The following is a 12233-nucleotide window of genomic DNA, read 5'->3' as shown; positions in this document are numbered from 1 at the left end:
AGGGAGACCTCAGCCCGCTGAGACGGTCAGCCGCACAACCCCGTCAGGCCCGGCCACCAGCACCGGCGTCTGAGGCCCCCCAAGGTCCCGTACCGCCGCCCGGTCCTCCGCGGACGCGGCTTCCGCCTCGGTGACGACCGCCGCCGCCTCCAGCGACTCCGCCCCCGACGCCACCGCCATCGCCACCGCCGTCTGCAGGGCACTGAGCTTCAGCGAGTCCAGGGCGACGGTCCCGGCGACATACGTACGCCCCGTCTCGTCCCGTACGGCAGCCCCCTCGGGGACGCCGTTGCGGGCCCGGGCCGAGCGGGCCAGGGTGACGATCTTGCGGTCCTCGGGGTCGAGCGCGTTGCTGTCGGTCATGCCCTGAGCATACGAAGAAACGTGTCCCCGGTGGTCAGGGGGCGGTCAGAGGCGGCCAGAGGCGGTCAGGGCCGGTCGAGGCGGAGCCGCTCGGCGCGCGGCAGACCGGCCACGACCAGGTCGTAGGAGTCCTCGATGAGCTCCCGGACCAGACGGTCCGGGAGTTCGCCGTCGACGGTGACGGTGTTCCAGTGGCGCTTGTTCATGTGGTAGCCGGGGACGATCAGTCCGGGGTGCTCGGCGCGCAGCCGGACCGCGTCCTCCGGGTCGCACTTGAGGTTCACCGTGAGCGGGCGCGCGTCCAGAGTGGTCAGGGCGAACAGCTTGCCCAGGACCTTGAACACCGAGATCTCCGGGCGGAACGGGAAGTCCTCGACGGCGGCGTTGAAGGACAGGCAGAACGCGCGCAGCTCCTGGGGCGTCACTCCGGCCTCGTCTCCTCCTCCGGCGGATCCACCAGGGTCACCGGCTCCACCAGCACGGTCACGATCTTGTTCCGGCGGCCGGCCGCGGCCTCCGCGGTCAGCCGCAGCTCCCGGCTGTCGGGCAGTTCGACGACGGAGGAGGCCCCGGCGATGGGCACCCGGCCGAGGGCCTTGGCGAGCAGCCCGCCGACGGTCTCCACGTCCTCGTCGTCGTAGGCCTCCAGCCCGTACAGCTCGCCGAGGTCGCCGATGTCGAGGCGGGCGGTGACCCGGTAGCGGTCCTTACCGAGGGGTTCCACGGGCGGGAGTTCACGGTCGTACTCGTCGGTGATCTCGCCGACGATCTCCTCGAGGATGTCCTCGATGGTGACGATGCCGGCCGTGCCGCCGTACTCGTCGATGACGACGGCGACGTGGTTGCGCTCCTTCTGCATCTCGCGCAGCAGGTCGCCGGCGTTCTTGGTGTCCGGCACGAAGAACGCGGGCCGCATCGCCGTCGACACCAGCTCGGACTCGGCGTCCCGGCTGATGTGCGTCTTGCGGACCAGGTCCTTCAGATACACGATCCCGACGATGTCGTCCTCGCTCTCGCCGGTGACCGGGATGCGGGAGAAGCCGGACCTGAGCGCCAGGGTGAGGGCCTGGCGGATGGTCTTGTAGCGCTCGATGACGATCAGGTCGGTGCGCGGGACCATGACCTCGCGGACCAGGGTGTCGCCCAGTTCGAAGACCGAGTGCACCATGCGGCGCTCCTCGTCCTCGATCAGGGACTCCGCCTCGGCGAGGTCGACCAGGGCGCGCAGCTCCGCCTCGGAGGCGAAGGGGCCGCGGCGGAAGCCCTTGCCGGGGGTGAGCGCGTTGCCGATGAGGATGAGCAGGGACGGGATCGGGCCCATGATCCTGGCCAGCGGCACCAGGACGTACGCCGCCGCGGTCGCCGTGTTCAGCGGGTGCTGGCGGCCGATGGTGCGCGGGGAGACACCGACGGCGACGTACGACACCAGGACCATCACCCCGATCGCGACGACCAGGGCCTCCCAGGTGGCGTCGAACTCCGTCAGACAGGCGTAGGTGACGAGCGAGCCGGCGGCCATCTCGCAGGCGACGCGGACCAGCAGCGCCACGTTGAGGTAGCGGGTCGGGTCGGCGGCGACCTGGGCGAGCTTGGCGCTGCCGCGCCGCCCGGACCGTACGGCCTCCTCGGCGCGGAAGCTGGAGACGCGCGCGAGGCCCGCCTCCGCGCAGGCGGCGAGCCAGGCGACGACGACCAGGGCGACGGCGCCGGTGACGAGCGGGAGGCTCATGACACGGTCGGGGCCGGGGACGGGCCCGTCAGGCCCTTCTCCCCGCGCCAGCCGTCCACGATGGCGGCCTGGAGGCCGAACATCTCGGCCTTCTCGTCGGGTTCCTCATGGTCGTACCCGAGCAGGTGCAGCACACCGTGGACGGTGAGCAGCTGGAGCTCCTCGTCCATGGTGTGCTGCGTCGGTGCCTCGGCGCCCTGCTTCGCGGCGACCTCGGGGCAGAGCACGATGTCGCCGAGGAGGCCCTGCGGGGGCTCGTCGTCGTCCTTGGACGGCGGGCGCAGCTCGTCCATCGGGAAGGACATGACGTCGGTGGGTCCCGGCAGGTCCATCCACTGGATGTGCAGCTGCTCCATGGCGTCGGCGTCCACGACGATCACCGAGAGCTCGGAGAGCGGGTGGATGCGCATCCGTGCGAGCGCGTAGCGGGCGATGTCGAGGATCGCCTGCTCGTCGACCTCGGTTCCGGACTCGTTGTTGACGTCGATCGACATGGTCGTGCTGGTCTACTTCCCCTTGGAGCCCTTGGCGCCGGTCTTGCCACGGCCCTTGTACGTGCCGTTCTCCGTGCCGTGCTTGTCGTCGTACTTCTCGTACGCGTCGACGATACGGCCCACCAGCTTGTGCCGGACGACATCGTGGGACGACAGCCAGGAGAAGTGGACGTCCTCGACGCCCTCGAGGATCTCCTGCACCTGGCGCAGGCCGGACTTGGTGCCGTTCGGCAGGTCGACCTGCGTCACATCGCCCGTGATCACGATCTTCGAGTCGAAGCCGAGGCGGGTGAGGAACATCTTCATCTGCTCGGGGCTCGTGTTCTGGGCCTCATCCAGGATGATGAAGGCGTCGTTGAGCGTACGGCCGCGCATATAGGCGAGCGGCGCGACCTCGATCGTCCCGGCGGCCATCAGGCGAGGGATGGAGTCCGGGTCGATCATGTCGTGCAGCGCGTCGTAGAGCGGGCGCAGATAGGGGTCGATCTTCTCGTACAGGGTGCCGGGCAGGAAGCCGAGGCGCTCGCCGGCCTCGACCGCCGGGCGGGTCAGGATGATGCGGTTGACCTGCTTGGACTGCAGGGCCTGCACCGCCTTGGCCATCGCGAGGTAGGTCTTGCCGGTGCCGGCGGGGCCGATGCCGAAGACGATCGTGTGCTTGTCGATCGCGTCGACGTACCGCTTCTGGTTGAGGGTCTTGGGGCGGATCGTGCGGCCGCGCGAGGACAGGATGTTCTGGGTGAGCACCTGGGCCGGGGTCTCCTCCGGTCCCTCCCCGTTCTCACTGGCCCGGAGCATGGCGATCGAGCGTTCCACTGCGTCCTCCGTCATCGGCTGCCCGGTGCGGAGCACCAGCATCATCTCGTCGAACAGGCGCTGGATGAGTGCGACTTCCGCCGCGGGTCCGACCGCGCTGATCTCATTGCCCCGGACGTGGATGTCGGCCGCCGGGAAGGCCTTCTCGATCACGCGCAGTAGGGAGTCGCCGGACCCCAGCACCGTCACCATGGGGTGCTGGGCGGGGACGGTGAACTGTGCTCTCGCCTGCCCCTGCGCGGGGGTGTGAGCTGTGGGTGTCTGAGTCATGGGCCGGCGCTTAAGGCCTGCACGTCCTCCTCGATACGACTCGCCTGCCACAAGGGCGGCCTGGCGGTTTCCAGAGTACGCCGGACGACTGACATCGCCGTAGGACTTTTCCGTGCGCTGTGCGGCACACCGGGTCCGGGACACCGGTGTCGGACCGACCGGCGTCAGACCGACCGGCCGAAGCCGATCGTCGGGACCGCGCGGCGCAGCGGCCACGGTCGGGCGGTGGCGGGGATCAGCTCCTCCAGGAACGCGTACCGGCGCAGCGCCGCCGGGTCCTGGTCGTCGAACGACTGCACCCGGCGCCACCAGGCGGCGATCTCGGACCAGCCGGGGGCGGACAGGGACCCCCCGAATTCCTGCACGGAGAGGGCTGCCGTGAGGCCGGCGAAGGCGAGGCGGTCGGCGAGCGGCCAGCCGGCGAGGGTGCCGGTGACGAAACCGGCCACGAAGACGTCACCCGCGCCGGTGGGGTCCAGCGCCTCCACGTCGATCGCCGGGACCTCGGCGCTCTCTCCGGTGCGCCGGTCCACCGCGTAGGCGCCCTCCGCGCCGAGGGTGACCACGGCGACCGGTACGTGCTCGGTGAGGGCCTGCGCGGCGGCGCGCGGGCAGGCGGTGCGGGTGTAGCGCATCGCCTCCTCGGCGTTCGGCAGGAACGCCTCGCAATGTTCGAGGTCGGCGAGGCCGGCCAGGTCCCAGGCGCCGGTCTCGTCCCAGCCGACGTCGGCGAAGATGCGGCTGCCCTGGCTCGCGGCCTGCGCGATCCAGGAGGCGCGCTTGCCGGGGGTGAGCGAGGCGACGGCGGCATGGGCACGTGGCGGGCAGTCGGGAGCAGGCTCCTCGGGGGGCGGTTCGTGACCGTGGGAGACCATCGTGCGTTCGCCCTCGTACGCCATCTAGACGGTGACCGGGGAGTGCCAGCCGCGCACCGTGCGTGACGGGGTGAGGTCGATGCCCTCGCCCTGGGCCAGGGCGTCCCAGCAGTAGTCGCCGTAGTGGTCGTCGCCGAAGGCCGCCGCGAGGGACGTCCGCAGGCCGAGCCGGGCCAGCGCGGTCGCCATGTTGGCGACGCCGCCGGGGCTCGACCCCATCCCGCGCGCCCAGGTCTCGGTCCCGCGCACCGGGGCGGAGTCGAGCCCGGTGAAGACGATGTCGAGGAAGACCGTGCCCGTGAGATAGACGTCCCAGGGCGGGTCGTCCGGCGTGCGCACGGCGGCCAGGGGGTCGACGTGGGCGTGGCAGTTCGATCCGTGTGCGACGGGCGTCGGCCCCTCTCCGGTGGACGCGGTCACGGTGCGCTCCCTGACGTGGTGCTGATCTGGCCAGTGTGCACCACACCACTGACAAGGGGCCCACGGTCCGGTGGAGGGGCGGGTCAGGTCGTCACATGCGTCTACCAGCGAGGGACGGACGGCGTACGCCACTGCGGGTCGGCGACCCGCATCGCCGCCGCGTCGTCGCGGTCCCGCAGCGTGCCGTCGTCGTCGAGCCACCGTCGGTGCAGGAGGGCCAGTCGGTCACGGTCGAGTTCGACGCCGAGGCCGGGGGCGTCGGAGACGGTGACCTTGCCGCCGTCGAAGACCAGTCGCTCGGTGAGCACGTCCTCCGACTGCCAGGGGTAGTGGGAGTCGCAGGCGTGGTGGAGGCCGGGGACGGTGGATGCCACCTGGGTCATCGCGGCAAGGCTGATCCCGAGGTGGGTGTTGGAGTGCATCGACACCCCCACCCCGAAGGTGCGGCAGATGGCGGCGAGTTGCTGGGTGTTGCGCAGCCCGCCCCAGTAGTGGTGGTCGGAGAGGACGACCTGAACGGCGTCCTTCGTGAACGCCTCCTTGATCTCGGCGAACGTGGTCACGCACATGTTGGTGGCGAGCGGCACGTCGGTCCCGGCGGCGACCTCGGCCATCGCGGGCGTGCCCAGCGCCGGGTCCTCCAGGTACTCGAGGACGTCCGCCAGTTCCTTCGCCACCTTCAGCGAGGTCGCAACGGACCAGGCGCCGTTGGGATCCAGCCGCAGCGGGTGCCCGGGGAAGGCCTCGGCGAGCGCGCGTACGGCGGCGATCTCCTCGTCCGGCGGGAAGACACCCCCCTTGAGCTTGAACGACGTGAACCCGTACCGCTCCTTGAACTTCCGCGCCTGCTCGACGACTCCGGCCGGATCGAGCGCGGCACCCCAGTCGTCCTTCTCGGCGGGAACGCCCTCGGGGTGGCCGGCCCACTTGTAGAAGAGGTACGCGCTGTACTCGACGGCGTCCCGCACCTTGCCGCCCAGCAGCGCGTGCACGGGCAGGCCGAGCGCCTTGCCCAGCGCGTCCAGACACGCCACCTCGAACGCCGAGACGACGGACAGCCGCAGCTTGTCGGCGGTCTGGACGCCGCGCAGCCCGCCGACGTCGACCTGGCCGGAGACCCGGGACTGATCGACGGCCACCTCGTCGGCGATGGTGAACAGGGCGTTCACATCCGTGACTTGGTGGCCGATCAGCTCAGCAGCGAAGGGCCGGGCCAGCTCGAGGTACTTGGTGTCGCCGTACGTCTCACCGAGTCCGGTGATCCCGTCGGCCGTCACGACCTCCACGATCAGCCGGGGCGTGTACGGCTGGTGGACGCCCTGGGTGTTGAGCAGGGGCGGGTCGGCCACCAGGATCGGGGTCAGCCGTACGTCCGTAACGGCGAGGTTCACAGGCGGTTCCCCCATGCAGACGTCATACACGTATGGGAATGGAGATTAGATAGGCGAACAGCGGGCGTCAATGGCGGCAGCGGGCCGTGAACCGGCATGAGCCGGTGGGAGCGCCCATGTTTACCCGCCCTCCTCCACCCCAAACAGAACGTGTCACAGATCACACCCCCCGCCCTCCCTCGCCCCACCCCCCGCTTGATACAAATTGCCCGCGCGTTCCTGTCCGTCGACGGTCGTCGCCCAATCCCCCCTTTTGTGCCGCTCCTTTCGCATGCCCTGGAACGCCCGTGCTCGCCCCCCGCACCACCACGCCCTGGCCCCTCGTCGCCCTTTTCGCGGCCGGGTACCTCGCCCCGTATCTGCTGCCGACGGTCGTCGGCCGACTCGACTCCGGACTGTCCGTCTCCGCCACCCAGGCGGGCGCGATCGGCAGTGCCCTGCTGTTGAGTTCGGCGTCGGCGGGCTTCCTGCTCGCATCCCGGGTCGACCGGCTCGGCCCCCGCACCCTCGCCCGCGCCGGCCTCGCTCTCGCCGTCCTCGGCTACGGCGGCGCCGCCCTGACCACCACCGTCTGGGCCGTCGTCACCGGCGCGGTGATCGGCGGATTCGGCTCGGGTACGGCTACCGCGGTCGCCGCCACCGGCATCGCCGGCCGGCGCGAGCCGCACCGCACCACCACCCTCGGACTGCTCAGCGTCTCCGCGCTGGCGGGCGCGGTCTATCTGACGGTCCCCCATCTCGGCCCCGGGCACGGCCTGCCCCTGGCCGCGATCGCCCTGACGGCGCTGGCGGTCTGGCCACTCACCGGCCGCCTCGCCGTCCGTGGGACGCCGCCCCCGCAGCACGGCAGCGGCCACGACCGGCCCCGTCTCCCTCACCTTCGCTCGGGTCTCGTGCTGGCCGCCGCGATGCCCTGCTGGTCGATGGCCCAGAACTCCCTCTGGGGTGTCAGCGGGCGGATCGGTCTGACCCAGGCGCATCTGACGGAGGCGACCGTCGGCGTCGTCTTCGCGGTCGGACTGGGCGCCGGGCTGCTGGGCGTGATCGGCGCCGGGGCGCTGGGGCCGCGGCTCGGACATGCGCTGCCCATCGGCGCGGGGACCGGCCTCATCGCGGGCTGCATCGCCGTCAGCGCCTCGGCGACCGGTCTGACGACGTTCGCGGCGGGCGAGATCGCCTGGAACGCCCTCTACCCGATCGTCCTTTCCTACGTCATCGGCCTCGCCGCCTCGCTCGACCCTCGCGGCCGCTGGGCGGTACTCGTCGGCTCGGCGTCATCGCTCGGCACGGCGGCGGGCCCGCTGACCGGCAGCGTCCTCTCGGCACAGGCGGGTTTCCCGGCGATGGGCCTGGCCCTGGCCGCCGGGCTGCTGGTGATCGCCGTCCCGATGACGGCCGTGGCGCTGCGCGCGACGCGCCCCGCACCGGTCATGGACGTGCTGGAGATCCCGGTGGACGCCCCGTCCCTCCCCGCCGACCGCTCGGCCTACGACACGGCAGGCCCCCGGCAGGCATTCGCCGCAGCGGGGTCCGCAACGGACTAGGGCTTGTTCGGCGGACCAGGTCGCAGGAAAGCGACGGTGACTCATCGGCGCAGGTGAGCGGGGCTTGGTGCGTCCAGCTGCAAGGCGGAGGAGGGCGGCGACGCGATGGGGGTCCCCCGCTCGAGCGAAGCCGAGAGTGGGGGGAGGGCGTGCCAAGCCCCGCGTCTGCGGCATGATCCGCCGGACAGGCCCTAAGGATCAGCGGAACTCGTAGGCCTCGACCTCCGCGAGATACCGCGCCCGCCGCTCCTCGTCGTGCTCCAGGAAGGAGGCGAGGAAGGAGTTGCGGGCCAGCTCGCGCAGCTGTTCCTCGTCCAGCCCGAGGGCCTGGCGCACCGCGTCGAAGTTGTCGTCGGCGTAGCCGCCGAAGTAGGCGGGGTCGTCGGAGTTGACCGTGCACAGCAGGCCGGCGTCGAGCATCGCGGGCAGCGGGTGCTGCTCCAGGACGTCCACGGCACGCAGCCGCACGTTGGACAGCGGGCACAGCGTCAGCGGGACGCGGTCGCGCACGAGCCGTTCGACCAGGGCCGGGTCCTCCAGGCAGCGCAGGCCGTGGTCGATCCGCTCGACGCCGAGCACGTCCAGGGCCTCGATGATGTACTCCGGCGGCCCCTCCTCACCGGCGTGCGCCACCCGCCGCAGCCCGAGGGCGGCGGCCGCCTCGTACACCTCGCGGAATTTCACCGGCGGATGCCCGACCTCGGCGGAGTCCAGCCCGACACCGGTGATCCGGTCCAGGTAGGGCTTGGCGGCGTCCAGCGTCTCCATCGCCGACTCGGCGGACTCGTCCCGCAGGAAGCACATGATCAGCTGGGTGGAGATCCCGTGCGTCTCCTGGCTGCGGTCGAGTGCCCGCCGGAGCCCCTCGACCACGGTCCCCATCGCCACCCCGCGCACGATGTGCGCCTGCGGGTCGAAGAAGATCTCCGCGTGCCGCACCCCCTGCGCGGCGGCGCGGGCGAGGTAGGCGTTCGCGAGATCCTCGAAGTCCCGCTCGGTGCGCAGAACGGCCATGAGCTCGTAGTACAGGTTCAGAAAGGACTGGAGGTCCTCGAACCGGTACGCCTCGCGGAGCTCGTCGGTGTCCGCGTACGGCAGGGTCACACCGTTGCGTGCGGCGAGCTCGAAAGCGAGCTCGGGCTCCAGGGTGCCTTCGATATGGAGGTGCAGTTCGGCTTTCGGGAGGGGCATCAAAGCATCGTACGGGCGTTTCACCGACGCTTCGGAACCGGCACTCTCTGTAGGTCGTGCGCCACGCTCAGCTCCCCCTCGAACCCGGCCGCCCGCGCCTGCCGCTCGAACTCGTCCGGTTCGGAGTAGCGCTGACTGAAGTGGGTGAGGACGAGGTGCCGTACGCCGCACTCCTTGGCCACCCGCGCTGCCTGACCCACCGTCAGGTGCCCGTGTTCCACGGCGAGTTCGATGTCCTCGTCGAGGAACGTCGACTCGATGACGAGCATGTCGCAATCCTCGGCGAGCGCGTACACCCCGTCGCACAGCCGGGTGTCCATGACGAACGCGAACCGCTGTCCGCGGCGCACCTCGCTCACGTCTTCCAGACGGACGTCCGCGAGCACTCCCTCCCGCTGGAGCCGCCCCACGTCCGGCCCCTTGATGCCGTGCGCGGCGAGCCGGTCGGGCAGCATACGGCGGCCGTCGGGCTCGATCAGCCGGTAACCGTAGGACTCGACGGGGTGGGAGAGCTTGCGGGCCTGAAGCGTGTACGACGACGTCACCGCGAGATCGCCGTCCCGGTGCACCGGCGCCTCGGTGAGGTCGACCGTCTCCCGGTAGGCGGTGGCGTACCGGAGCCGGGTGAAGAAGCGCTGTCCGGAGCGGGGGTAGTGCGCGGTGACCGGGTGCGGCACCTGGTCGAGGTTGATCCGCTGGATCACTCCGGCGAGGCCGAGGGAGTGGTCGCCGTGGAAGTGCGTGACGCAGATCCGGTTCAGGTCGTGGACGGCGACCCCGGCGCGCAGCATCTGACGCTGGGTGCCCTCGCCGGGGTCGAACAGGATGCCCTCGCCGTCCCAGCGCAGCAGATAGCCGTTGTGGTTGCGGTGCCGGGTGGGAACCTGACTGGCGGTGCCGAGGACCACCAGTTCACGTACGGACACGGCGACTTACCCGGGGGGCCATTCCATGCCGCGGCCGCCCAGGACATGGGCGTGGGCGTGGAAGACGGTCTGACCGGCACCGGTGCCGGTGTTGAACACGACGCGGTAGGACTCCAGCTTGTCCTCGTCCGCGACCGCCTGCGTCTCGCGCAGCACGTCCGCGGCGAGCTCCGGCGCGGCGGCGGCGAGTGTGGCGGCGTCCCGGTAGTGGGCCTTGGGGATCACCAGGACGTGCGTGGGCGCCTGGGGGTTGATGTCCCGGAACGCAACGATGGTCTCCGTCTCACGGATGATCGTCGCCGGGATGTGCCCCTCAACGATCTTGCAGAACAGACAGTCGTCCTGCGGTTCCCCTGCCATGTTCCCTCCGGGGGTTGGGCGGTGTACGGGGGCATCGTATCGTCGCCGCAGCTGCGGGCAGTCGTGCCTCCCCCAGTGCCTTAAGGGCCTGGGGGGACCCCCAGGGCGGCACGGGTGGGCGATGGGGGTCCCCCCGCTCGAGCGAAGCCGAGAGTGGGGGAGGCCCCCCGTCGCGCCGGGCTGCGCGACCCACCCCCCGCCCAGCCTCAGCGCACGGTCACGGCAGACTCGGCGGTACCTTCGCGGGCGCCTCCTCCAACGCCGCCAGCGCTATCCGCACCGCCTCGTCCAGCTGCGCGTCGCGCCCCGCCGCATAGTCCTGCGGTCGCTGCACGACCTCCACGTCCGGGTCCACGCCGTGGTTCTCCACGCCCCACTCGTAACCCTCCAGCCAGAACGCGTACTTCGGCTGAGTGATCAGCGTGTCGTCGACGAGCCGGTAGCGGCTGTCGATGCCGATGACACCGCCCCAGGTACGGGTGCCGACCACCGGCCCCAGCCCGAGCGCCTTGATCGCCGCGTTCACGATGTCGCCGTCGGAGCCGGAGAACTCGTTGGCGACGGCGACCACCGGCCCGCGCGGCGCGTCCTGCGGATAGCTGTACGGCCGCATCCCACGCGGCACGGCCCAGCCGACGATCCGCCGGGCCAGCTTCTCGACGACCAGTTGGGAGGTGTGGCCGCCCCGGTTCTCCCGTACGTCCACCACGAGCCCTTCCCGGGCCACCTCCACCCGCAGGTCCCGGTGGATCTGCGCCCAGCCCGGCGCCTGCATGTCGGGCACGTGGAGGTAGCCGAGCCGGCCGCCGGACCGCTCGTGGACGTAGGCCCGCCGGTCGGCGACCCAGGCGTGGTAGCGCAGCGGCTCCTCGTCGGCGACCGGCACGACCACCGCGTGCCGCACCTCGCCGCCGCCGGACGGCGAGACGGTCAGCTCGACGGGCCTGCCGGCCGTACCGACGAGCAGCGGCGACGGCCCGGTCACCGGATCCACCGCACGCCCGGCCACGGCCACGATGGCGTCCCCGGCGCGCACCGCGACGCCGGGCGCGGCGAGCGGGGAGCGGGAGTCGGGGTCGGAGGTCTCCGAGGGGAGGATCCGGTCGATGCGCCAACTGCCGTCGGCGTGCCGGGAGATGTCCGCGCCGAGCAGTCCCTGGCGGGACCCGTGGCCGTAGCCGCCGTTCGGCATGACGTAGGCGTGGGAGGTGCCGAGCTCGCCCTGAACCTCCCACAGCAGGTCCACGAGGTCGTCGTGGGTGGCGATGCGCTCAAGGACCGGCCGGTAGCGGTCGAGGACGCCGTCCCAGTCGACGCCGTTCATGTCGGGCCGCCAGAAGTGGTCCCGCATGATGCGGCCGGTCTCCTCGTACATCTGCCGCCACTCGGCCGCCGGGTCGATGATCTGCCGTACCCGGCCGAGGTCGACGGTGACGTTGGTGTCGCTGTCGTCGTCGTTCGAGGCACGCCGGTCGCTGGGGACGACCTTCAGCCGGCCGTCGGTCCACAGCAAGACGCGTTTGCCGTCGCCGCTGACCTCGAAGTGGTCGGCGTCGGCGGCGAGATGCTCCAGACGATGCTGGGCGAGGTCGTAGCGCTCCAGCTCGGTCTTGGGGTCGGGGTCGTCCGGGGTGGCCCGGGAGGAGCCGAGGACGCCCTGCACGGGGTGCCGCAGCCACAGCACACCGTCCTTCGCGGCGCGCAGGTTGGAGTAGCGGCCGGCCTCGACCGGGAACGGCACGATCCGGTCGGCGAGCCCCTCGAGGTCGATCCGGGTCGTCGGGGTGCCCTCGCTGCCGGGCGCCTCGTCCTTGTCTGGCGTCCCGAAGGGGCGGCCGTGCCGCTGCGGGCCGA

The 12233-nt window shown here is 71.3% G+C and carries 11 protein-coding genes and 1 pseudogene; 1 reads left to right on the top strand and 11 read right to left on the bottom strand.

Features of this window, described 5'->3' with window-relative positions; translation table 11 throughout:
* Positions 1 to 9: 9 nt before the first annotated feature.
* The 7 genes and pseudogenes from ACTWQJ_RS33365 to ACTWQJ_RS33335 form a co-directional block, all read right to left on the bottom strand.
* On the bottom strand, positions 10 to 363 hold the full coding sequence (locus ACTWQJ_RS33365) for a cytidine deaminase (protein WP_443310235.1): 354 nt from the start codon (positions 361 to 363) through the stop codon (positions 10 to 12).
* A gap of 65 nt (positions 364 to 428) precedes the next feature.
* On the bottom strand, positions 429 to 788 hold the full coding sequence (locus ACTWQJ_RS33360) for an MmcQ/YjbR family DNA-binding protein (RefSeq protein ID WP_443310234.1): 360 nt from the start codon (positions 786 to 788) through the stop codon (positions 429 to 431).
* Entirely contained in the window at positions 785 to 2092 is a 1308-nt protein-coding gene (locus ACTWQJ_RS33355) for a hemolysin family protein (protein WP_443310233.1), read from the bottom strand. The genes ACTWQJ_RS33360 and ACTWQJ_RS33355 overlap by 4 nt, the downstream gene beginning before the upstream one ends.
* Entirely contained in the window at positions 2089 to 2586 is a 498-nt protein-coding gene (gene ybeY / locus ACTWQJ_RS33350) for an rRNA maturation RNase YbeY (protein WP_224738738.1), read from the bottom strand. Before ybeY ends, ACTWQJ_RS33355 begins: the two co-directional genes overlap by 4 nt.
* A 12-nt stretch (positions 2587 to 2598) precedes the next feature.
* Positions 2599 to 3672 (bottom strand): PhoH family protein, encoded by a 1074-nt coding sequence (locus ACTWQJ_RS33345; protein WP_443310232.1) that lies wholly within the window; start codon positions 3670 to 3672, stop codon positions 2599 to 2601.
* Between the two features lie 164 nt (positions 3673 to 3836).
* Positions 3837 to 4967 (bottom strand): annotated as a pseudogene (locus ACTWQJ_RS33340) (carbohydrate kinase family protein).
* Between the two features lie 101 nt (positions 4968 to 5068).
* Entirely contained in the window at positions 5069 to 6373 is a 1305-nt protein-coding gene (locus ACTWQJ_RS33335; protein ID WP_443310231.1) for a glucarate dehydratase family protein, read from the bottom strand.
* Positions 6374 to 6645: 272 nt separating this feature from the next.
* Between ACTWQJ_RS33335 and ACTWQJ_RS33330 the strand changes: the two genes are divergently transcribed.
* Entirely contained in the window at positions 6646 to 7902 is a 1257-nt protein-coding gene (locus ACTWQJ_RS33330) for an MFS transporter (protein ID WP_443310230.1), read from the top strand.
* Between the two features lie 198 nt (positions 7903 to 8100).
* Here ACTWQJ_RS33330 and ACTWQJ_RS33325 read toward each other — a convergent pair whose 3' ends face one another.
* The 4 genes from ACTWQJ_RS33325 to ACTWQJ_RS33310 form a co-directional block, all read right to left on the bottom strand.
* Positions 8101 to 9093 (bottom strand): adenosine deaminase, encoded by a 993-nt coding sequence (locus ACTWQJ_RS33325; protein WP_443310229.1) that lies wholly within the window; start codon positions 9091 to 9093, stop codon positions 8101 to 8103.
* A gap of 20 nt (positions 9094 to 9113) precedes the next feature.
* Positions 9114 to 10019 carry a ribonuclease Z gene (locus tag ACTWQJ_RS33320; protein WP_443310228.1) on the bottom strand — a complete coding sequence of 302 codons (906 nt, stop codon included), beginning with the start codon at positions 10017 to 10019 and terminating at the stop codon, positions 9114 to 9116.
* A gap of 6 nt (positions 10020 to 10025) precedes the next feature.
* Entirely contained in the window at positions 10026 to 10379 is a 354-nt protein-coding gene (locus tag ACTWQJ_RS33315; protein WP_443310227.1) for a histidine triad nucleotide-binding protein, read from the bottom strand.
* A 217-nt stretch (positions 10380 to 10596) separates the two neighbouring features.
* A partial coding sequence (locus ACTWQJ_RS33310) for a S41 family peptidase (protein ID WP_443310226.1) occupies positions 10597 to 12233 on the bottom strand: 1637 nt, incomplete at its 5' end.

The organism is Streptomyces sp. KR55, assembly GCF_052245645.1.
GTDB classification, from domain to species: domain Bacteria; phylum Actinomycetota; class Actinomycetes; order Streptomycetales; family Streptomycetaceae; genus Streptomyces; species Streptomyces flavusporus.
The sequence above is the reverse complement of the archived record's forward strand: the minus strand, read 5'-3'. Positions and strand labels throughout refer to the sequence as shown.